Origin of the sequence: uncultured Microbacterium sp. (assembly GCF_937927635.1) — a bacterium.
GTDB lineage: Bacteria > Actinomycetota > Actinomycetes > Actinomycetales > Microbacteriaceae > Microbacterium.
Window position 1 is genome coordinate 143,808 of record NZ_CALBRW010000016.1, and the last position, 19,156, is coordinate 162,963.

At 68.2% G+C, this 19,156-nt stretch carries 23 protein-coding genes and 1 pseudogene; 8 read left to right on the forward strand and 16 right to left on the reverse strand.

The annotated features are described in order from the left end of the window. Nucleotides 1-132: 132 nt before the first annotated feature. Nucleotides 133-495, reverse strand: coding sequence for a hypothetical protein (locus Q0568_RS05355; protein WP_298863399.1), 363 nt, complete (start codon nucleotides 493-495; stop codon nucleotides 133-135). A 231-nt stretch (nucleotides 496-726) separates the two neighbouring features. Then, on the reverse strand, nucleotides 727-1,125 hold the full coding sequence (locus tag Q0568_RS05360; protein ID WP_298863401.1) for a hypothetical protein: 399 nt from the start codon (nucleotides 1,123-1,125) through the stop codon (nucleotides 727-729). 60 nt (nucleotides 1,126-1,185) lie between these two features. Between Q0568_RS05360 and Q0568_RS05365 the strand changes: the two are divergent. Beyond that, nucleotides 1,186-2,475 (forward strand): annotated as a pseudogene (locus Q0568_RS05365) (IS3 family transposase). Between the two features lie 164 nt (nucleotides 2,476-2,639). Here Q0568_RS05365 and Q0568_RS05370 read toward each other — a convergent pair. Further along, nucleotides 2,640-3,143, reverse strand: coding sequence for a hypothetical protein (locus tag Q0568_RS05370; RefSeq protein WP_298863409.1), 504 nt, complete (start codon nucleotides 3,141-3,143; stop codon nucleotides 2,640-2,642). 55 nt (nucleotides 3,144-3,198) lie between these two features. On the opposite strand from Q0568_RS05370, the gene Q0568_RS05375 reads away from it, so the two are divergent. Together Q0568_RS05375 and Q0568_RS05380 are read left to right on the forward strand one after the other, a co-directional pair. Further along, the gene (locus Q0568_RS05375; protein WP_298863412.1) at nucleotides 3,199-3,954 is read left to right on the forward strand and encodes a ribonuclease H; all 756 of its coding nucleotides are present in this window, start codon (nucleotides 3,199-3,201) and stop codon (nucleotides 3,952-3,954) included. A 19-nt stretch (nucleotides 3,955-3,973) separates the two neighbouring features. After that, nucleotides 3,974-4,270 carry a DUF503 domain-containing protein gene (locus Q0568_RS05380; protein ID WP_298863415.1) on the forward strand — a complete coding sequence of 99 codons (297 nt, stop codon included), beginning with the start codon at nucleotides 3,974-3,976 and terminating at the stop codon, nucleotides 4,268-4,270. 128 nt (nucleotides 4,271-4,398) lie between these two features. Here the strand turns inward: Q0568_RS05380 and Q0568_RS05385 are convergent, their stop codons facing one another. Together Q0568_RS05385 and Q0568_RS05390 are read right to left on the reverse strand one after the other, a co-directional pair. Next, nucleotides 4,399-5,376, reverse strand: coding sequence for an SRPBCC family protein (locus tag Q0568_RS05385; RefSeq protein ID WP_298863418.1), 978 nt, complete (start codon nucleotides 5,374-5,376; stop codon nucleotides 4,399-4,401). A gap of 1 nt (nucleotide 5,377) precedes the next feature. Beyond that, nucleotides 5,378-5,776: a winged helix-turn-helix domain-containing protein gene (locus tag Q0568_RS05390; protein WP_298863421.1), complete on the reverse strand. Its 399-nt coding sequence runs from the start codon at nucleotides 5,774-5,776 to the stop codon at nucleotides 5,378-5,380. 100 nt (nucleotides 5,777-5,876) lie between these two features. Here Q0568_RS05390 and Q0568_RS05395 point away from each other — a divergent pair, with 100 nt between their 5' ends. Beyond that, a complete protein-coding gene (locus Q0568_RS05395) occupies nucleotides 5,877-6,467 on the forward strand; it encodes a dihydrofolate reductase family protein (RefSeq protein ID WP_298863424.1) in 591 nt (196 codons plus the stop codon). Nucleotides 6,468-6,476: 9 nt separating this feature from the next. Here Q0568_RS05395 and Q0568_RS05400 read toward each other — a convergent pair whose 3' ends face one another. Both Q0568_RS05400 and Q0568_RS05405 read right to left on the reverse strand, forming a co-directional pair. Then, entirely contained in the window at nucleotides 6,477-8,186 is a 1,710-nt protein-coding gene (locus tag Q0568_RS05400) for an AarF/UbiB family protein (RefSeq protein WP_298864137.1), read from the reverse strand. A 20-nt stretch (nucleotides 8,187-8,206) separates the two neighbouring features. Continuing rightward, nucleotides 8,207-8,776 carry a PadR family transcriptional regulator gene (locus Q0568_RS05405; protein ID WP_298863427.1) on the reverse strand — a complete coding sequence of 190 codons (570 nt, stop codon included), beginning with the start codon at nucleotides 8,774-8,776 and terminating at the stop codon, nucleotides 8,207-8,209. A gap of 166 nt (nucleotides 8,777-8,942) precedes the next feature. On the opposite strand from Q0568_RS05405, the gene Q0568_RS05410 reads away from it, so the two are divergent. Further along, complete coding sequence (locus tag Q0568_RS05410) at nucleotides 8,943-9,239, forward strand: hypothetical protein (protein WP_298863430.1); 297 nt, start codon at nucleotides 8,943-8,945, stop codon at nucleotides 9,237-9,239. A gap of 13 nt (nucleotides 9,240-9,252) precedes the next feature. Here the strand turns inward: Q0568_RS05410 and Q0568_RS05415 are convergent, their stop codons facing one another. Both Q0568_RS05415 and Q0568_RS05420 read right to left on the reverse strand, forming a co-directional pair. Continuing rightward, the gene (locus Q0568_RS05415; protein WP_298863432.1) at nucleotides 9,253-9,531 is read right to left on the reverse strand and encodes a hypothetical protein; all 279 of its coding nucleotides are present in this window, start codon (nucleotides 9,529-9,531) and stop codon (nucleotides 9,253-9,255) included. A 180-nt stretch (nucleotides 9,532-9,711) separates the two neighbouring features. Further along, nucleotides 9,712-10,452 (reverse strand): IclR family transcriptional regulator, encoded by a 741-nt coding sequence (locus tag Q0568_RS05420; protein WP_298863434.1) that lies wholly within the window; start codon nucleotides 10,450-10,452, stop codon nucleotides 9,712-9,714. Between the two features lie 85 nt (nucleotides 10,453-10,537). Here Q0568_RS05420 and Q0568_RS05425 point away from each other — a divergent pair, with 85 nt between their 5' ends. After that, the gene (locus Q0568_RS05425; protein ID WP_298863437.1) at nucleotides 10,538-12,721 is read left to right on the forward strand and encodes a malate synthase G; all 2,184 of its coding nucleotides are present in this window, start codon (nucleotides 10,538-10,540) and stop codon (nucleotides 12,719-12,721) included. 16 nt (nucleotides 12,722-12,737) lie between these two features. On the opposite strand, the gene Q0568_RS05430 is transcribed toward Q0568_RS05425, so the two are convergent. Further along, nucleotides 12,738-13,949, reverse strand: coding sequence for a hypothetical protein (locus Q0568_RS05430; protein WP_298863440.1), 1,212 nt, complete (start codon nucleotides 13,947-13,949; stop codon nucleotides 12,738-12,740). Nucleotides 13,950-14,209: 260 nt separating this feature from the next. Here Q0568_RS05430 and Q0568_RS05435 point away from each other — a divergent pair, with 260 nt between their 5' ends. Both Q0568_RS05435 and Q0568_RS05440 read left to right on the forward strand, forming a co-directional pair. Beyond that, nucleotides 14,210-14,443 (forward strand): hypothetical protein, encoded by a 234-nt coding sequence (locus tag Q0568_RS05435; RefSeq protein WP_298863442.1) that lies wholly within the window; start codon nucleotides 14,210-14,212, stop codon nucleotides 14,441-14,443. Then, complete coding sequence (locus Q0568_RS05440) at nucleotides 14,440-14,832, forward strand: type II toxin-antitoxin system VapC family toxin (protein ID WP_298863444.1); 393 nt, start codon at nucleotides 14,440-14,442, stop codon at nucleotides 14,830-14,832. Before Q0568_RS05435 ends, Q0568_RS05440 begins: the two co-directional genes overlap by 4 nt. A gap of 37 nt (nucleotides 14,833-14,869) precedes the next feature. Here Q0568_RS05440 and panB read toward each other — a convergent pair whose 3' ends face one another. From panB to Q0568_RS05470, 6 genes are all read right to left on the reverse strand, one after another. Continuing rightward, nucleotides 14,870-15,736, reverse strand: coding sequence for a 3-methyl-2-oxobutanoate hydroxymethyltransferase (gene panB / locus Q0568_RS05445; RefSeq protein WP_298863447.1), 867 nt, complete (start codon nucleotides 15,734-15,736; stop codon nucleotides 14,870-14,872). Next, nucleotides 15,733-16,125, reverse strand: coding sequence for an aspartate 1-decarboxylase (gene panD, locus Q0568_RS05450; RefSeq protein WP_298863451.1), 393 nt, complete (start codon nucleotides 16,123-16,125; stop codon nucleotides 15,733-15,735). The genes panB and panD overlap by 4 nt, the downstream gene beginning before the upstream one ends. Continuing rightward, complete coding sequence (gene panC / locus Q0568_RS05455) at nucleotides 16,125-16,976, reverse strand: pantoate--beta-alanine ligase (RefSeq protein ID WP_298863454.1); 852 nt, start codon at nucleotides 16,974-16,976, stop codon at nucleotides 16,125-16,127. The genes panD and panC overlap by 1 nt, the downstream gene beginning before the upstream one ends. 14 nt (nucleotides 16,977-16,990) lie before the next feature. Beyond that, a complete protein-coding gene (locus Q0568_RS05460) occupies nucleotides 16,991-17,731 on the reverse strand; it encodes a Rossmann-like and DUF2520 domain-containing protein (protein WP_298863457.1) in 741 nt (246 codons plus the stop codon). Between the two features lie 258 nt (nucleotides 17,732-17,989). Further along, entirely contained in the window at nucleotides 17,990-18,406 is a 417-nt protein-coding gene (locus tag Q0568_RS05465; RefSeq protein ID WP_298863460.1) for a hypothetical protein, read from the reverse strand. Then, on the reverse strand, nucleotides 18,406-19,116 hold the full coding sequence (locus Q0568_RS05470) for a DUF433 domain-containing protein (RefSeq protein ID WP_298863463.1): 711 nt from the start codon (nucleotides 19,114-19,116) through the stop codon (nucleotides 18,406-18,408). Before Q0568_RS05470 ends, Q0568_RS05465 begins: the two co-directional genes overlap by 1 nt. Nucleotides 19,117-19,156: the final 40 nt, after the last annotated feature.

Here is a 19,156-nt window from a genome sequence, read left to right on the forward strand (position 1 = left end):
CTCACCCGCAGTCGGGTCGCTGCTTCCTGAACCGAGATCATGGCGTCACAATCGTTGTCGTATAACAATAATTGTGCACGATGAGGTGCATGAAAGCAACAGCCCCTCAGGTCGAGAGCGGCCGTCCGGTCATCATCCGCTGAACGAGTCATCGACCAGGGCCTGCGCTGCGTGGCCCACCTCGCGGAACCTGCCCTCGCGGATCGAGTTCACCGGGGTGTCGTACTCGAGCCAGGGGTTGGCGCCGATGAACCAGACTCGGGCGACGTGCTCGCCCTCGGCGTCGGTGACCTTCTGCCACTGCTCGTACGCGAACGTGAGGCGCTTCACGGCCTCGGGGCGGGGCTGGGGGCCACCCTCCTTCGCCCACTTGTGCGAGGCCTTGATGTCCTTGGAACCAGCCAGCGCCGAGACCAGGGTGCCGCCGAGCGCGGCATTCAGCCGGCGGGTGACCTCACGCACATCCAAGCGGATCGTGCGTTGAAACGCCGCCATGTCGACAGGGGTATTCGGGACCATTGTGGTCTCACCTCGATCTGGTTTCGTGGGCCCAAGCCCTACGCTCGGGTGCCTCAAATATCCACGGATACCGAACCGAAAAGACACTAGATTGACACTTGAACGGCACTGGAGATCACGCTTCGTGGAACCGGCCGCTGGAGCGCCCGAGCACTCAAACCGTGTTTATTTTGTTTATTTCTCCCGGGGACTGACGACGTCCGCGTCTCATCCGGCGCTCACGAACGACCGCGCCGCGGCGAGCACCGCGCGGGCGTCGTCTGCCGCCAGCCGCTCGACGGGCGAGTCGTCGTCCAGCTGCGGGTTCATACCCAGGAACCACGCTCGCGCAACGTCCTCGTCGTCCGCCTGGACGACGAGCGTGAAGATGTGGAACGCGTTGCGAAGACGGCGTTCGTCATCGACGCTGATCCAGGCGGCCGGCGCCTGCCAGCGTGTGAGCGTGTTCGGGTCCTTGCCGATGATCGCGGCCGTGACGCTCGCACCCAGGGCGTCCACCAGCGCGTGAAGGGCATCGCGCAGGTCGCTAGTCACCGAGCGATCGTGCGCGCTCTCGCGCTCCGGCAGAGGCGCGAGTACGGGCAGGGTTGCGGGCTGCTTGGGCATGGGCACACTGAACCGTCCCAGGTTTGGTGCCGCATCCTTTTGAGTTGATTGGATGTCATCATGCCGAAGAAGATTGATTCCCAGGTTCGGGAGCGTGCCGTGCGGCTCGTGCTCAAGCACCGGGCCGAGTATCCCTCGAACGCGAAGGCCATCGCGGCCGTCGCCCGTCAGGAAGGCGTGGGTGCGGAGTCGCTGCGCCGGTGGGTGATCCAAGCCGAGATTGATGCCGGGGAGCGTGTCGGGCAGACCAGTGAAGAGCATGCGGAGATCCGCCGGCTCAAGGCCGAGAATCGGGAGTTGCGTGAGAACGTCGCGATCCTGAAAGCGGCGACGGCTTTCTTCGTGGGGGAGTTCGACCCCCGCAACCGTTGATCATGGGCTTCATCGATCAGCTGCGCGCTCGGCGGGCTTCGCCGTCGCGTCGATCGTGCGGGTCCTGCGTGAGCAGGGCGTGAAGATCGCGGCACGCACCTACCGGGCCTGGCGGGCGGGCCGCGTGTCCGCCCGAACCGTGACTGACGCACTCGTCGAAGGCGCCGTCCGTGACGCCGCCTGGTGGTCGAGGTCCTCCCCGATGGGACCACGCGCCGCAGGATGAGCCCGGAGGGTCTGTACGGGCGCAAGAAGATGACCGCGCTGATCCGCCGCACCGCCATCACCGACGCCTCGCGCGGGGCCGTGGACCGGGCGATGCGGGCCCTCGGCCTCGCCGGGATCACGCGGGCCAAGGCGATTCGCACCACGATCCCCGCCAAGGACGGGGTCCGTGCCGGGGACCTGCTGAACCGGGACTTCACCGCCCCACGCCCGGATCACACCTGGGTCACCGATTTCACCTACGTGCGGACGTGGGCGGGGTGGGTGTATGTCGCGTTCATCCTCGACGTGTTCTCCCAGAGGATCGTGGCCTGGCACGCGCAGACCAGCAAGCACGTCGACCTGGTCATGATCCCGCTGCGTATGGCGCTCTGGGAACGCGACCGGCAAGGCCACGCCGTCGGCCCGCGCCAGCTCATCCATCACTCGGATGCGGGAAGCCAGTACACGTCCATCGTGCTGACCGAGCACCTCGCGCTCGAGCAGATCGCGCCCTCGATCGGCTCCGTCGGCGACGCATACGATAACGCCCTGATGGAGACGATCAACGGCGTCTACAAGGCAGAGTGCGTCCGCACCACCGTGTTCCACGACGGCCCGTACAAGACGATCGCGGACGTCGAGTTCGCGACCGCCGGATGGGTCAACTGGTACAACCACCGCCGCCTCCACGGTAGCCTCGGAATGGTCAGCCCCGACGAATACGAGGCTGCCTACTACGCGGCACTCACACCAGAGCCGCTCCCCGCATAGAAGCGGCACAGAACCTGGGACGGTTCAGTCCTGAGACACCAACCGTCACCGAAGTCCTGATCCAAAACCGTCACCCATGACCAGATACATCACAGTGCAGATCTGCGCAACGCCGAACGATTCGTGGCGCGCCAAGCAGTCGAGGCAACGACGGGAGTGTGGTCTCAGGATGCCGCGCTGCGGCCGGCCTCGATGAGCGGCCCCAGGGCGTAGCGGCCGGTGTCGACCGACAGCTTCACGCCGTCGTTCGAACGCACGCGCACGCGAGTGCGCAGTCCTGAGTTCACCGTGCGGAACGAGGCGATGTCCCGATAGGCGATGCGCTTCTCCCGCCCGAGCACGGTGCGGAAGCGCACGGCATCCGCCCTCACCTCGAGATACCAGTTGCGGTACGCGACGATCAGGCCCAGGCCGATCAGCCCCACCGCGACCGAGGCGATGCGCGCCGGCAGCAGCTCTGCGGTGAAGCGGGTGGCGAACGTCACCACGCCCAGCACGGTTCCGGCGACCAGCAGCACAGCGCCCGCCAGCACGACCAGCAACGGCATCCGCTGTCGCCTCACCACCTGCTTCGCAGGTGTCACGCGGCGGAAGAACCGGGCGACGACCACGAGGATCAGCGCGATCACGATCGCGATGATCACGGCTTTGGCGACGAACCCGGACACCCCTCGACGATACCGACTGGCGGGCGGTGTCGGGCCGACGCCCTACTGTGGAGGGATGACGATCACCGCCGCCGCAGACGGCTCCGCCCTCGGGAATCCCGGCCCGAACGGTTGGGCCTGGTACATCGACGACCAGCACTGGGCGGCCGGCGGATCCCCGCACGGCACCAACAACCAGGGCGAGCTGCAGGCCGTGCTGGAGTTGCTGCGCGCCACCGCCGGCACCGACGAGAAGCTGCTGATCCACTGCGACAGCCGGTACGTGATCGACTCGGTCACCAAGTGGATGCCGGGCTGGAAGCGGCGCGGCTGGCGCAAGTCCGACGGGGCCCCCGTGCTGAACCGCGATCTGCTGCAGGGCATCGACGATGCCATGCAGGGGCGGGATGTGGAGTTCTCCTGGGTGAAGGGGCATGCCGGACATCCGCTGAACGAGGCCGCCGACGAGCGCGCGAACGCGGCGGCGACGGCGTACAAGAACAGGCAGGAACCGAAGCGCGGGCCGGGATACGCGACGGTCGCGGACGGCGGCGCGGCCCTTGCGGGCGCGATGACCGTGGCTGCGGAGGCCGCGCCGACACCTGACGCCGCCGCTGTTGCTCCCACCTCCGTACCTCAGGCACCCGCACCGCAGAACTCCACACAGCTCTGGGCCGCGGCATCCGATCTGCTCGACGGACTCGATGAGCAGCCAACGCCCGAACCCATCGACCTGACCGTCTCCCTGACCGGCGCGGAGCACGCCCGCCTGCGCGACCGCGCCGAGGCGCAGAACATCTCGCTCGCGGAGGCGCTGCGCCGGCTGATCTGAACGGTGCCAGACTGACCGCATGTGGATCGGCTGGGTCGAGTTCGACATCCTGCTCGGTGACGTGCGCTCCCTCAAGGAGAAGCGCGGCGTGATCAGGCCGATCATCGCCGACCTCAGTCGGCGCACCGAGGCGGCCGCGGCCGAAGTCGGCGCGCAGGATCTGCATCGCCGCACGCGCATCGGCATCTCCGTGGTGGCCGCGCACGCCGGTCACGTGCACGAGGTGCTGGATCAGGCGGAGCGGATGCTGGTGGACCAGCATCCCGAGATCACGCTGCTCTCCGCGCATCGCGGCCTCAGCTCCAGCGATGACTGAGCAGGTGGACCTTCGCCGTTCATAACTCCGGAGATCCGCGCGCGAGAGTGCGGAACCCGGATTATTCGGCGGCGAATAGTCCGGGTTCTCCGGAGTTATGGACGCGGCTCAGGCGAGCACGGTCGGGCTCAGGCAAGCACTGTCGACTCCAGGCGCTTGTACGACTCCTCCATGCCGTCGGCCATGCCGGTGGCGAGGATCGCATCGCGGGTCTCCAGGTCGGGGAATTCCATGAGCACCGTGATGAGGGTGGCGCCGTCCTCCTCGTAGAAGCTCACGTCGTCGAGGACGTCGGGGCCGTCGGTGCCCTGCATCCGCTCCAGCTGCACGGCCCGGCGAGGAGCGTCGACGACAAGCATCTCGCCCTCGAATCCGAACGGCTCGCCCTCGGTGTCGCCCACCGGAGCCCACGAGGTGCGGTAGTGGTCGCCGGCCTCGAGCCCGACCTCGCACTCCGTCATCTCCCAGCCGTCGGGGCCCAGCATCCACTGCCGGATCAGGTCGGGTTCGGTGTACGCGCGCCACACCAGGTCGCGCGGGCCGTTCACGAGCCGGGTGATCCGCACGTGCGTGTCGTCCAGGAGCTCGACCTGCGTGCCCTTGCCCTCGGCGTACTCGCGCAGGTCGCGCAGCACCGCGTCGATCTGCGACATGGCCATGCGGGTGCCCTCGACGACGCCCATGTCGAGCACGGTCTGCAGCGCCTCGATCGAGTCGAAGCGGCTGGAGGTGACCATCCGGGTTCCACCGTCGGTCGACGCGAACGTGAAGTCCATGCGCATGGCGGGCATACCCGGGTTCGGATTGCCGTCCTCGTCGCTGAAGCCGTCGAGCACGCTGAACGCACGCGGCTCGTCGATCTCGAGGAACTCCCAGTACGCGCGATGGCTTTCGCCGTGCGGTCCGGTCATGCCGTAGTCGGCGCGGCCGCCGACCGTGTGATCCCAGGTGAAGAAGGTGGCGGGCCACCCGGGAGGGCCCCAGAACCGCTCGAGCTGGCGCGGGTCGCTGTAGGCGGCCCAGACGCGCTCGATCGGTGCGGCGAACTCGGCCGTGACCGTGAGCGTGAGGTTCTCGGTGTCGGCGTCGATGTCGATGACGGGCATGTCAGTCTCCTTGACTTTCTGAAGCTGGGAAAGAGTCGGATGCCGGCGGCGTCGCCTCGCTCGAGGCGTCGGCAGCCAGCAGATCGTCGAGCCGGGCGACGCGCGCACGCCACAGCTCTTCGTAGCGGGCGAGGAGCGCCCGCGCGCGGGCGATCATCTGAGGATCCGCGCGGACGAGCCGCTCGCGTCCTTCGGCGCGCTTGACGATGAGGTGCGCCTCCTCGAGCACGGAGACGTGCTTCTGCACCGCGGCGAACGACATCTCGTAGTCGCGGGCCAGGGCCGAGACCGACTGCTCGCGCTCGATGGTCCGGCGCAGGATGTCGCGCCGGGTCGCCGTCGCCAGTGCGTGGAACACACGGTCGATCTCCGCTTCGCTGAGTTCACCTTGTACAACCATTTGGTTGTACGTTATGCGCGGCGAATGCCCGTGTCAAGAGCACCCGCGATGGTTCAGGCCGCGCTGGCAGCGCAGAAGCCCGAGGAGTAGTGTCCCCGCCATGGCAGCACGGTTCGTGTACTGGATGAACGTATCGCTCGATCTCATGATCGAGTCCGAGCCGGGCGAGAACGGCGGCGGCGACTGGATGCGCATCGGCGAGCCGCTGCACCGCGAATTCAACGCGCGAGCCCGAGCCATGACGATGTCGATCGAAGGGCGCACGACCTACGAGATCATGGAGTCGTTCTGGCCGGCGGCCGCGCAGGACCCCGCGTTACCCGCCTACCTGCAGGAGTACGGCGAGATCTGGACATCGATGCCGAAGATCCTCGTCTCCCGCACGCGGACGACGGCATCGCACGGCACCCGCATCGTGGGCGACGGCGCCATCGACGAGCTCGCCCGCGTGCGCAGCGAAGCCTCCGGAGACATCGGAGTCGGCGGCGCGACGCTTGCGACGCAGCTGCGCGATGCCGGCCTGCTCGACGAGATCATGCTGTTCACGCACCCCGTCATCCTCGGCCGCGGGCGCCCGCTCTTCGACGGGATGCCCGCGCCGATGGACCTCGAGCTGATCGAGCAGGCGGAGTACGCCGACGGCGTCACCCTGCACCGCTATGCGCTGCGCCCCTCTGAGTGGACACCGTAGCGCCCGCCGTCACCGCCGCCCGAACACGGCGTGCAGCAGCGGCACCACCGAGACGCACATCAGCACGATCCCCAGCGGAGGAGCGGATGCCAGCAGCAGTGCGCCGCCGATCAGCAACCCGCCGAACAGCACCGCCGACACCGCCCGGTACGCGACGCGGATGATGCGGTCGAGACGGTTCTCGAGCGTCGAGACGTCGAAGGTCAGGGCGCCGGCATCCAGCTTGTCGAGCGTGGAATCCACGCGCGCCGGCAGCCGCCACAGCGCACCGATGTTCGAAACCGTCTGCGTGCCGAGGTCGGCCAGCAGCCCTGCGCTCTGGTCCTTGATCAGCCGGTCCGCATACGGCTCGACGGGCTCCCAGATGTTGAACGCCGGGTCCAGCGCGCTGCACAGCCCGGAGGTCAGCGACACGGCGCGGATCAGCAGCAGCATCCGCTCGGGGAACTGCACCGGCAGCGACCGCATGGTCTCGCCGAACTCGGTGCCGAAGTCGGCGAGCTCACGCGGGTCGACGTCGCGCAGCTCGTTGAATCCCATGCCGCCGAAGCGGGCGAACAGCACGGTCAGCGCGCGCTCGAGCTCGGTGGTGCGCGCTGACGGCAGCAGGATGCCGATCTGCTGGGCGGCCGTGACCAGTCCGTGGCTGTCACGCGAGGCGACGGCGATCACCAAGGTGCGAAGACCTGTGCGGATGCCGTCGGGCACCTCCGCCATCATGCCGAAGTCGATGAACGTCAGGCGCCACTTCCGGCCGCCCGGCCCGGGATCGCCGGAGATCGGCGTCACGAAGATGTTCCCCGGATGCGGGTCGGCGTGCACGAACGAGTGCGTGAAGACCTGGTCGAGCATCACGTCCCCGAACACCGCGGCGACCTCGGCGGGGTCGATGCCGGCATCCCGCAGCGCCCCGACATCGTTGATCTTGATGGCCGTGACGTCCTCGAGCGTCAGCACGCGCGGGGTGGTGCGCTCCCACACGACCGCGGGGGCCGCCACCCGGTCGTCGTCGGCGAAGCACGCCGCGAAGCGCTCGGCGCTGGCGGCCTCATGCAGGTAGTCGATCTCCTCGTGACAGGTCTGCGCGAACTCCTCGACCAGCGCGGGGGCGTCCACGCGATCGCGCACCACGCGCACGCGCGCCGCCCAGCGGGCCACCCTACGCAGGGCCGACAGGTCGATCGCGACGATCTCGTCGATGCCGGGGCGCTGCACCTTGACGACGACGTCGCGCAGGCCGGTGTCGGCGGCATCCGCCTCGGACAGGGTCGCGCGATGCGCCTGGCCGAGGGATGCCGCAGCCAGCGGCTCCTCGTCGAACGACGCGAACGCCCTCTCCAGCGGCATGCCGAGCTCGGCCTCGGCGGAGGATCGGATCTGCGCGAACGGCACCGCAGGCACCTCGTCCTGCAGGCCCGCGAGTTCGTCGGTGATCTCGGGCGGCAGCACGTCCAGGCGCGAGGACATGAACTGCCCGACCTTGATCATCAGGCCGCCGAGGTCCACCGCCAGGTCGCGGAACCTGCGCACGAGGCGAAGCGTCCGCTGGCCGCGGCCGCGCTCGGCGACGCTCCCCAGTCCCAGACGCGGCAGGAACAGCTCGAACCACCAGGTCTGCAGGAACGCCCGCGCCGCAAACGCGAGGATGCGGCGGTAGCGGGCGCGGTGAGGGCTTCCCCCGCCGGGCCCCTGAGCCTCGTGAAGGGCCGCATCCGTCATGGCGCCCTCTTCTCGATCAGTCACCCCTCGGCGAGGATGGCGTACAGCCTACGCCGGGCGTCTTCGAGGATCTCGACACCGGCCTCGACCTGCTCGGGGCTGCCGGTGCGGGCCAGCTGCGCGGTGGCGCTGGCGAGCTCCATCCCCGCCTTGGGCAGAGCGCCGACATGGCTGGTCGGGCGTGCGCCGGCGGACTCCCAGGGCGCCGGCTTGGCGGCGGCCTCCTCGGATGCTGTGATGCCGGCATCCGTGAGGGAGTAGGTCTTGCGCCCGCCCTGCTCCTCGGCCGTGATCAGGCCCTCATCGGCGAGCTGCTGCAGCGTGGGGTACACCGACCCCGCGCTGGGCTTCCATGCACCGCCGGACCGGTCGGCGATCTCGGTGATGATCTGGTAGCCGTGCATGGGCCGCTCGGCGAGCAGGCTGATGACCGCCGCGCGCACATCGCCGCGCGCCATGCGAGGGCTGCCGGTGCGCTGCTCGAATTGCGTGCGCAGCTGATCCATGGCCTCCCAGATGCCGCCCAGCGGGCCACCCGATCGGTCGCCCGATCCGAACCCGAATCCACCCTGCGGGAATGATCCGTTCATGATGCCTCCTCAGACGTGAACGATGCTTAACGATATGTCGGTAGGCATCGTTGAGCAAGACGTTTCTGAAGCTTCAGCAAAGGGCTGCTCCGGTACGGAGTGCCGCTCCGAACACCAGACGCGAAGTCGCCGATCCGCGAGGCTTCGACGGGCTTAGTGTTCTGTCATGGGAACCCTCGAGTACAACAGTTCGCGTCCGCCGATCGACGTGGACGACTCCACTCTGGCGCACCTCAAGATCATCATCGGCACGAAGCTGCGGCGCCATGAGAGCTTCATGATGACGTGGGTGCCGGATACCGACGCCGGCACGGGTCGCCTCACCATCTGGATGAATCCGAGCATCCCCCTGATCATCGCCTTCGACGGCAAGGAAGCACCTGCCGTCGACGCCGAGCGACTCAAGCGCATGATGGAACTGCTCAACTCCCGCGGTGAGCTGGTGCTGGATCAGCTGACCTGAGTCGCGCTTCGCCTCAGAGGTCCCAGTCCTCGGTCTGCAGATGCGTCGACTCATCGGGCGCGATGTGGTCGACCCTGTCATGCCGCACTGTGACGATGACCCTGGTGCGGGAGGATACGAGCACACTCACTGCGTCTTCCCCGCCGATGAGTTGCACGAACTTCGGATCGTCTCCGCTTGCGGCTGCCTCGATGTCGGCCATCACCTCGCCCAGTGCGCGGTCCCCGCGCAGGAGGAACGGTCGTCCGTCGATCTCCACGCACGTGATGGCCTTCATCCTGGTGCCGTCCACGCGCCGACAGTAACCAGTCGAGTGCCGGGCAGGGAGGGGGTTGCAACCTCCCGACCCGGTCGCTAGCGGACTCACGACCGGTCGAGCATGCGGCTTCTCAGACGCCGCCGAGCGGGCACCGGAACGGCCACACGATCTGACGCTGAATCTGCAGCAGGGCTCCGTTCGTGGGTCGAACCGTCAGCGCCCGGCGACGGCGAGCTCCGCGGCAGCGGCGGTCAGCGCGGCCACGACGTCGGGCACCACGGCATCCGTGATCCGCGCGGCCGGCCCCGAGACCGAGAGCGCGGTGGGCTGCCCGAGGCCCGGCACCGCGACGGCGATGCACCGCACGCCGACCTCCTGCTCGCTGTCGTCGGCGGCGAAGCCGCGGGCGCGCGACCGGCGCAGGTCGGCGATGAACGCGTCCGGATCGACCAGGGTCTGCGGCGTGAATCGCGGCAGGCCGGTGCGCTCGATGAGCGCGCGCACGTGCGGCTCGGGCATGGTCGAGAGCATGGCCTTGCCGACGCCGGTCGAGTGCGGCAGCACCCGGCGGCCGACCTCGGTGAACATGCGCATGCGCTGCCGCGACGCCACCTGCCCGGCGTACAGCACCAGGTCGCCGTCGAGCACGGCGAGGTTCGCGGTCTCGTGGAACGCCTCCTCCAGCCCGGTCAGCAGCGGGATCGCGGCCTCCGCGACCTGCGGCACCGCCTGCCTTCCCAGGCCGATCAGCCCGGCACCGAGCGCGTAGCGGCGATCCTCCAGCTGCCGCACATATCCCAGGTGGTGCAGGGTTCCCAGCAGCCGGTGCGCTGTCGGCACGGCGAGATCGGTCTGCGAGGCAAGGGATGCCAGCGCAGCCTCACCACCGGATGCGGCGAGCGCCTCGAGCAGGGCGAAGGCACGGGCGACGGATTGCACGGGTGCAGTGGTCATGGCTTCCACCATACGGAAACCACGCTCCAGAATTCGACGCGTTCTCTACCGTGATCAGTGCGCCACCCGATCCGAAGGAGCCACCATGACCTCGACCACCACCTACCTCGACCGGGCAGATCTGAAGGTCGCTCACGAGATCGTCGAGTTCGCCGAGACCTCGCTGACGGATGCCGGAATCGACGCCGACGCGTTCTGGACAGGCGTCTCCGGCATCGTGCACGACCTCGGCCCGCGCAACGCCTCGCTTCTCGAGACGCGCACCGAGCTGCAGGCGCGCATCGACGCGTTCCACCGCGAGAACCCCGGGCAGCCTGATCCGGAGAAGTACCGCGTGCTGCTCACCGAGATCGGGTACCTGACGCCCGACCCGCAGCCGATCACAAAGATCACGACCGAGAACGTCGACCCCGAGATCGCCACCATGGCGGGCCCGCAGCTGGTGGTGCCGCTGCTGAACGCCCGCTTCGCGCTGAACGCCGCGAACGCCCGGTGGGGCTCGCTGTACGACGCGCTGTACGGCACCGACGCCATCGACCAGACCGGCGAGCTCGCCCCCGGTCGCGGCTACAACGCCGTGCGCGGTGCCGAGGTCATCGCCCGCGGTCGCGCGCTGCTCGACCAGGTCGCCCCACTCTCCGAGGGCTCGCATGCCGACGCCACCGCCTACCGCGTGGACGCCGAGGGGCTGGCCGTGGAGACCGCCACCGGCATCCGTCGTCTGTCGAGCCCGGCCGTCTTCGTGGGACATACCGGCGACGCCGACGCACCCACCGTCATCCTGCTCGTGCACAACGGCCTGCACCTGGAGATCGCCATCGACCGCGGCGGCGCGATCGGGCAGACGGATGCCGCGGGCGTGCAGGACATCGTGCTGGAGTCGGCGATCACGACCATCGTCGACCTGGAGGACTCCGTCGCGGCGGTGGATGCCGAGGACAAGGCGCTCGGCTACGCCAACTGGCGCGGGCTGATGGACGGCACGCTCACCGAGGAGGTGAGCAAGGGCGGACGCACCTTCATCCGTCGCCTGGCCGCCGACCGCGTCTACACGGGCCGCGACGGCAAGGACCTGACGCTGCCGGGCCGTTCGGTGCTGTTCATCCGCAACGTCGGGCATCTGATGACGACGGATGCCGTGCTCGACCGCGACGGCGAGGAGGTCTTCGAGGGCATCCTGGACGCGATCATGACCGCCCTCGGCGCACTGCCGGAGCTCGTCGGCGCGAACCGCGGTGCGAACAGCCGCACCGGCTCGATGTACATCGTCAAGCCCAAGATGCACGGCCCGACCGAGGCGACGTTCGCCGCAGAACTGTTCGCCCGGGTGGAGCAGCTGCTGGGCCTGCCCGCGTGCACGCTCAAGGTCGGGATCATGGACGAGGAGCGCCGCACGTCGGCCAACCTCGCGGCGTCGATCGCCGCGGCATCCGATCGGGTGGTGTTCATCAACACCGGATTCCTGGACCGCACCGGCGACGAGATCCACACCTCTCTGCACGCCGGCCCATTCCTGCCGAAGGGGCGCATCAAGGCGCAGCCGTTCATGCAGACCTACGAGGACCGCAACGTGCAGATCGGCCTCGCCGCCGGACTGGACGGACGTGCGCAGATCGGCAAGGGCATGTGGGCCATGCCCGACCTCATGCACGACATGCTCGAGCAGAAGATCGGGCACGTGCGCTCGGGCGCCTCCACGGCGTGGGTGCCGTCGCCGACCGCCGCGACCCTGCACGCGCTTCACTACCATCAGGTCGATCCGTTCGCCGTGCGGCCATCGCTGCCCGAGTACGACTCCGCATCGCTCGACGTGCTGCTGCAGCCGCCGCTGGCCGCTCCCGGCGAGCTGACCGACGACGTCGTGACCACGGAGCTCGACAACAACGTGCAGTCGATCCTGGGGTACGTGGTGCGCTGGATCGACCAGGGCATCGGATGCTCGAAGGTGCCCGACATCCACGGCGTCGCGCTCATGGAGGACCGCGCGACGCTGCGCATCTCCAGCCAGCTGCTGGCGAACTGGCTGCTGCACGGCGTGATCACGGGGCACCAGGTCGACGACGCCCTGCGCCGCCTCGCGCCGGTCGTCGACGCGCAGAACGCAGCGGATGCCGCCTACGAGCCGCTCGCTTTCGGCGACGGCGAGCCCGGCATCGCCTACACCGCCGCACGTCGGCTGATCATGGAGGGCGCGACCCAGCCCAGCGGCTATACCGAGCCGATCCTGCACGCCCTGCGGCGGGCGAAGAAGGCCCGGCAGAGGGGCTGACGCTGGGCTTCCCCGCTCACATCAGGGCTGCCCGCGCCACGGCGCGCATCGCTGGGCTGATCTCGCCGTAGGCCCCGGGCGCGGACAGCATCCGGAGCCGTTCGGCCAGGATCTCCATCTGCGCGTCGATGGTGCCCGCATCCGATGCCCCGCCGAACATGCACCCGTCCCAGCGATCCTCACGATCGCGGTCCTCCCTGCTCGAGACGGCTGCGACCAGCCCAGGCAGATCCGCGAGAGTGAGTGCCGAGCCGTCGGCGATGGCCAGCAGCGCTGCGGCAGTCTCGAAGTGCGGCAGCGCCCTGCTCGTGTACGAGTACGAGCGCCTGTTGCCCATGGCGACGAAGTCGGTTACCGCGCTCGCCCCACGCGCCGGCTCCGTGAGCAGCTTCTTCCCCAGTGCGGTCACGATGACCTCGCCGCGCAGACGGCGCAGCATCCTGGCCTCCCGCACCAACGACACCAGCGCGTCGACATCAGCAGCCTTCCAGCCGAGGTCCCCTGCGAGATCTGCCGTGAACGCCGTCGGAAGCCAACCGCTCTCGGCGTCCTGCGCCACCCCGTCACCGACGCGGTGCAGCAGTGTGCGCACCGCTTCGGTGGCCGACAGAGCATCCGCTTGTGCGAGTGCGACGTTGTCGAGCATCCCGCCGTCTTCCAGGTGCGCGTGCAGCGCCAGTCTGCGCACCGGTGTCAGCCTGGAGAACAGCGACCGGATCAGCGACGAGGGGCGGATGCCGCGCTCGACCCCGTCGAGAGAGGATCTGCTGAAGTACGGCAGTACGATCCCATACTTGCGGGCGAGTTCCTCGTTCACCCGATCGATGCGGAACGGCGGCGCAGCCGTCTGCCACTCCGCGCTCGCAGGTTGCCCCAGAGCGGTCCCGCGTTCGGCATCCAGCACGGCCACGGACTGATCGCCCAGCGTTGCATCGTACGGGTACCCCTTCCGCATGACGGCCTCATGCGGGAACGACGGCAGATGCAGCCGACGCTCCTCCTCCGTCTGACGCGTGACCTGGCCATAGGGATCCCATCGGGCCTCCGGATACGCCCAGCGCTCCTCATCGCCCGACTCCATCTCTGACGGCGGCTCGTAGCCGACGCTCATCAGGTACGCCTCCGCAAGCCAGGAGCGCGGAGCATCCGACGGCAGCTCGAGCGTGCGGTCGTACTCGGGGTGATCCGCGACGGTCACGTCGACGCGCACCGCAGACGGGGTCCTCATGTGAGATCTGTAGTTCATGCCGGCAACGCTAAGAGCGGGTGCCGACGCCAGAGCCCGCCGATCACGGTGGCTGTGAAGAAGTCGCGGGTGAGCACCCGATGTGCAGAAGAGACACACCTGTTCCTGCACATCTCGACATTCCCGTGAGCTCTCCACACTTGCTGGAATCCCCTCTCCCCGAGGTCGGTGGCCCACTGCACGCTGGATGCTATGAGCTACGCCCACTATCGAAACGAAGATCGCGCATGCATACTGTAAGCATGCCGAACGTACTGATCCGGAACCTGGACCCCGAGGTGCACTCCGTGCTCACCGCACGGGCCGAGGCGCGCGGTCAGTCACTGCAGCAGTACCTCACCGAAGAACTTACGGAGCTCGCCGCGAAGCCGACCCTGGCCGAACTGTTCGCGGAGATAGAGGCTCGACCGCCACGGCCGAGGATCGACCCTCAGGACATCGTCCGCGCGATCCACGAGGGCAGGAAGGGCCGGTGATAGTCGCAGACGCGTCAGCGGTCATCGATCTCATCGCCGACATCGGGCGGAGGAACCCTCTGCGTGATCGACTGTCCGGCGACCGGCTGCTCGCGCCGGACTTTCTTCCCGTCGAGGTGGCATCCGGCCTGCGCGGCATGAATCTCGGTGGAAAGCTCGCCGACAGGGACCTCAGCGATGCCGTCAGCTTCCTCCGACTGCTCCGCGTGGATCTGCATCCGTCGCTCTCGCTGATACCGAGAGCCATGGCGCTCCGTCACAACTTCTCCGCCTACGACGCGAGTTACGTCGCTCTCGCCGAGACGTTCGGATGCCCGCTGCTCACCTATGACGAGCACCTCGCGAAGGCCGCGAAGAAGCACTGCGCGATCGAGGTCGTCTCGCCCTGAGCATCGGGCATCGAGCGCGCTGGCGGACGCCGATGCCTCACCACTGCGCGAGCAGCTCCTTCAGCCGCGAGGCCTCGTCGGCAGGCATCCCGTACGCGTGCTCGGGCGCCGGGTACTCCCGCGCCCGCACCTCGCGCGCATATTCCGAGACACCGGCCACAGACGCCGAACGCACCTCCGCGAACCGCTTGACGAACTTGGCCGCGGGCCCGTCGTAGATCCCCAGCAGGTCGTGCCACACCAGCACTTGGCCGTCGGCATCCGCCCCTGCGCCGATCCCGATCGTCGGGATCGTCAGCCGCTCCTGAAGAAGAGAGGTCACCTCGGAGGGGATCGCCTCGAGCACGATCAGCGAGCAGCCGGCATCCTGCAGCGCCAGCGCGTCGTCGATGACGGCCAGCGCGGCATCCGCTGTCCTGCCCTGCGCACGGTAGCCACCCAAAGCCGTGGCGCTCTGCGGAGTCAGGCCGACGTGCCCGACCACGGGGATGCCCGCGGCGACGATGGCCCGCGCGCGATCGACGGTCGTACCGCCGCGCTCGAGCTTGACCAGGTCGCAGCCGGCCTCCTTCACGAAGCGCTGTGCGGTCTGCACCGCCAGAGAGTCGGATGCCTCGTACGAGCCGAACGGCAGATCGCCGACCAGCAGTGCCCGCGTCAGCCCGCGCCGCACCGCGCGGGTGAGCATGAGCATCTCGTCCATGGTGACCGGCACCGTGGACGAATACCCCAGCACGGTCATGGCGGCGGAGTCGCCGACCAGCACCATGTCGACGCCGGCCTCGTCGGCGATCTGCGCGCTGGGGTGGTCGTAGGCGGTGACCATGACGATGGGCTCACCGGCATCTTTCTTCGCCGCCAGGTCGCCCAGGGTCAGCGGGCGGGGCACGCCCGCGACACTCATCCGACGGCCTCGGTCAGCAACTGGTCCACGGCGTCGTCGATCCTGATGATCTCGTTCGTCCGCGACACGTGCACGACGGTGGGCTCGTAGACGGTGAGGTCCTTCGCCGAGTACTCGCCGTAGGAGATGATGATGATCGTGTCGCCGGAGTGCACCAGGCGGGCGGCCGCGCCGTTGACCTGGATGGTGCCGGTGCCGCGCTCTCCCGCGATCGTGTACGTCTCGAAGCGCGAGCCGTTGTTCACGTCGACGACGCTCACCTGCTCGTGCTCGAGGATGTCGGAGGCGTCGAGCAGGTCGGCGTCGATGGTGATCGAGCCGACGTAGTTCAGGTCGCTTCCGGTGATGGTCGCGCGGTGGATCTTGGACTTCAGCATGGTGCGTCGCATCAGCGGGTTCCCTTCAGGACGTGGTTGTCGATGAGTCGTGCGGCGCCGACGCGAGCGGCGACCGCCAGCAGCGCATCGCCGTCGACGGTCTCGAGCGCGTGCAGATCGTCATTCGAGCGCAGCTCGAGATAGTCGGGGCGGATGCCGGCATCCGCGAGCACCTGCTCGGCGGCAGCGACGATGGTCGCGGCATCCCGCTCCCCCGCCTCGTACACGGATGCCGCCGCGTCGAGCGCCCGGTTCAGCGCGGTGGCCCGCTGACGGGCATCCGCGTCGAGGTAGACGTTGCGCGAGCTCATGGCCAGGCCGTCGGGCTCGCGCACGATGGGGCAGGCGTGGATGCGCACCGGCAGGTTCAGGTCGCGCACGACGCGGCGGATGACCAGCACCTGCTGCGCGTCCTTCTGCCCGAAGTACGCGTCGTCGGGTGCGACGATGCCGAACAGCTTGGTGACGACGGTGGCGACGCCGTCGAAGTGGAATGCGCCGCGGGAAGCACCGTCGAGCACGTCGGTGAGCCCTGCGACATGGATGCTGGTGGCGAAGCCGTCGGGGTAGATCTCGGCAGGCTCGGGGGCGAAGAGGATGTCGACGCCCTGCTTCTCGGCGAGCTCCGCGTCGCGGGCCTCGTCGCGCGGGTAGGCGTCCAGATCCTCGGCGGGCCCGAACTGGGTGGGGTTGACGAACAGCGAGACGATGACGAGGTCGTTCGCCTCGCGAGCGGCCTGCATGAGAGAGAGGTGCCCGGCGTGGAAGGCGCCCATGGTCGGCACGAGGCCGACGGTGCTTCCCTGCGCTCGGGATTCACGGACGGACTGTCGGATGCCGTCCACGGTGCGGATGATCTTCATGCGACTCTCCGTCTTCAATTCTGCGCTCGCGCGAGTGCGCGGGCGCCGTCGGCGAGCTGGTCGAACAGCGGGAGAAGCGCAGGGTTCTGCTGGGAGATCGCGTCGCGCTGGCGACGGACGGTCTGCTCGTCGCCGCGGGCAATGGGCCCGGTGAGCGCGTCGTGCGCACCCTTCGCGACCCAGTTCTCGACGGTGCGGGTGACGAGCGGGGCCAGCAGCTCACGGGCCTGGTCGGAGCGGATGCCGGCGGCGACGGCTGCCTGCTCGGCCGCATCCAGCACGACCAGCAGCAGGTTCGACGCGATGGACGCGGCGGCGTGGTAGCCCGCGCGGTGCGCGTCGTCGACGTGGAACGGGCGGGCGCCGAGGGCTTCGGCGAGGTGCACGGCTGTCTTCTCCGCCTCTGCGGTGCGGCCGGCGACGGCCGCTCCGATCCCGTGGAACACGTCAGGTGTCTCCCCGCCCGTGAAGGTCTGCAGCGGGTGGATGCTGAAGTCCACGTCGTCCAAGCCGGTGGCCCCGGAGACGTGGCCGAGCAGTCGAGCATGCGGGCGGGCTGTCAGCGCTGCGGCCGCGATCTCGGCATCCGGAACGCAGAGGAAGACGATGTCGGATGCCGGGACCTCTTCTTCCCGGTGCAGCGGTCCGGTGACCGCGAATCCGACGCTCTTCAGGGCGCGGGCGAGCACGCCGCCGAGACGGCCGGCACCGATGATGGTGACGGTCGTGTCGAAGGGTTCGGAGGGGGTTTTCATACCGGGTCGAGTATCCGCCCGACACCGATCTCACTCAAAATCTGAGATTACAGTGACAAGCCATTGATGTGAATAGACATGCAGAAAACATACAGACCATACTTATAACTCAGCATAATGATTTCTGGGATCCTTCGAATCCGACGGTGAGCTTCCCCGGTAGGTCTCGTAGGGACGCGGCGTCGACCCGCGAAAAGCCATGGACGATCACCAGCGCGGCAGCCACCTAGACGACAGGTGTCATGTCGACGGGTCGACTCACTCCACCAGCCATAACGGCCGCACCCCCGACTGCGACATTGCCAACGCCCACGGCCCGCTGCCCAGCTTGATGATCTGGCGTCGGACCCGATCCTCGTGCTTCAAGAAGAGCTCAGCCTGCTCCTGCGGTCTGAGGTCTCGCTTGGTCCCGATCCAGATCGAACGGATTCCGTACTCGCGGTATGCCTCGAGCTCCGCCGGACGAGTACGAATGCGCCGATCCCGTGTCACCACTATGAGCCCGAGGCGCCCGACGATCGGCATCCATTCCAGATCCAACGCACCGAGCGGCACCTCGGGGAGGTCTTCATGGCCCGGATGCAGCACGTCGTCGCGACCGATCTGTCGCAGAATCTTGGCCATTCCCAGCGCGTTCTCGTCGGCGAAGTACACCGGTGAGAATGCGCCGTTCATCACGCCGCCCGGTCGGTCCCCGCGATGAGTTCGAACCGAATGGCCTCGTCCACCTGCGCTGCGGACAAGTCGTACAGGTCGGCGAGCTCTTCGCGACTGCTGCCGGCGCGATAGCCCTCCGCGAGCACCTCGGTTCGCACATTCCTCACCGACGGCTGCCCGAAGGATCGGGACGGATTCATCAGGACGGCAGGCGTCCGCACATCGGGTCGGAAACTGCCCACCACCCCGCCGGAGTATTCGACGGCGTTCTGGAACCGCGCGGTCGCCGCACCGACCATGCTCTTCCCGTTACGCACGACGACGAGCTGAAGCGGACGCTCGAGTCCCACCTGTTCCTGAAGCACGCGAACGAGCTCACGCCCCTCCACATCCAGAAACGGCCGAGCCTGCGCCAGCGGGTACCGTCCGAACTCTTCGCGAAGCAGATCGATCGCCGGGCGCAGACGCTGCACCGATACATGCTTGCTGCGGAACTCGGCCAGCAGCCGCGCCTCAACCATCTCTCCCCATGTGACGGCCTCATCGCCCGTGGGCTGTTCCCTGAGGACCGGCTCGTAGAACCTCCCCGCACGGGTGTGTCCCTCCAGCCATCTGCGGGTCGTGCCCGAAGACAGGCCGACAAGGCGATCCACGTCCGTAAAGGAGTAGATCTTCCGATCGAGCATCGAGACCGCCATGCGTCCCATCATCGCATCGACCACCGTCATCCGACGGGCATGTGGATAACATGCCCGTCGATCTCGATGA

Excerpts from the sequence above, each read along its gene's own strand:
- Q0568_RS05355 (WP_298863399.1), bottom strand. The coding sequence starts at position 495 with ATGGCGGCGTTTCAACGCACGATCCGCTTGGATGTGCGTGAGGTCACC.
- Q0568_RS05360 (WP_298863401.1), bottom strand. The coding sequence starts at position 1,125 with ATGCCCAAGCAGCCCGCAACCCTGCCCGTACTCGCGCCTCTGCCGGAG.
- Q0568_RS05375 (WP_298863412.1), top strand. The coding sequence starts at position 3,199 with ATGACGATCACCGCCGCCGCAGACGGCTCCGCCCTCGGGAATCCCGGC.
- Q0568_RS05380 (WP_298863415.1), top strand. The coding sequence starts at position 3,974 with ATGTGGATCGGCTGGGTCGAGTTCGACATCCTGCTCGGTGACGTGCGC.
- Q0568_RS05385 (WP_298863418.1), bottom strand. The coding sequence starts at position 5,376 with ATGCCCGTCATCGACATCGACGCCGACACCGAGAACCTCACGCTCACG.
- Q0568_RS05390 (WP_298863421.1), bottom strand. The coding sequence starts at position 5,776 with ATGGTTGTACAAGGTGAACTCAGCGAAGCGGAGATCGACCGTGTGTTC.
- Q0568_RS05395 (WP_298863424.1), top strand. The coding sequence starts at position 5,877 with ATGGCAGCACGGTTCGTGTACTGGATGAACGTATCGCTCGATCTCATG.
- Q0568_RS05400 (WP_298864137.1), bottom strand. The coding sequence starts at position 8,186 with ATGACGGATGCGGCCCTTCACGAGGCTCAGGGGCCCGGCGGGGGAAGC.
- Q0568_RS05405 (WP_298863427.1), bottom strand. The coding sequence starts at position 8,776 with ATGAACGGATCATTCCCGCAGGGTGGATTCGGGTTCGGATCGGGCGAC.
- Q0568_RS05410 (WP_298863430.1), top strand. The coding sequence starts at position 8,943 with ATGGGAACCCTCGAGTACAACAGTTCGCGTCCGCCGATCGACGTGGAC.
- Q0568_RS05420 (WP_298863434.1), bottom strand. The coding sequence starts at position 10,452 with ATGACCACTGCACCCGTGCAATCCGTCGCCCGTGCCTTCGCCCTGCTC.
- Q0568_RS05425 (WP_298863437.1), top strand. The coding sequence starts at position 10,538 with ATGACCTCGACCACCACCTACCTCGACCGGGCAGATCTGAAGGTCGCT.
- Q0568_RS05430 (WP_298863440.1), bottom strand. The coding sequence starts at position 13,949 with ATGAGGACCCCGTCTGCGGTGCGCGTCGACGTGACCGTCGCGGATCAC.
- Q0568_RS05435 (WP_298863442.1), top strand. The coding sequence starts at position 14,210 with ATGCCGAACGTACTGATCCGGAACCTGGACCCCGAGGTGCACTCCGTG.
- panB (WP_298863447.1), bottom strand. The coding sequence starts at position 15,736 with ATGAGTGTCGCGGGCGTGCCCCGCCCGCTGACCCTGGGCGACCTGGCG.
- panD (WP_298863451.1), bottom strand. The coding sequence starts at position 16,125 with ATGCGACGCACCATGCTGAAGTCCAAGATCCACCGCGCGACCATCACC.
- panC (WP_298863454.1), bottom strand. The coding sequence starts at position 16,976 with ATGAAGATCATCCGCACCGTGGACGGCATCCGACAGTCCGTCCGTGAA.
- Q0568_RS05460 (WP_298863457.1), bottom strand. The coding sequence starts at position 17,731 with ATGAAAACCCCCTCCGAACCCTTCGACACGACCGTCACCATCATCGGT.
- Q0568_RS05465 (WP_298863460.1), bottom strand. The coding sequence starts at position 18,406 with ATGAACGGCGCATTCTCACCGGTGTACTTCGCCGACGAGAACGCGCTG.
- Q0568_RS05470 (WP_298863463.1), bottom strand. The coding sequence starts at position 19,116 with ATGACGGTGGTCGATGCGATGATGGGACGCATGGCGGTCTCGATGCTC.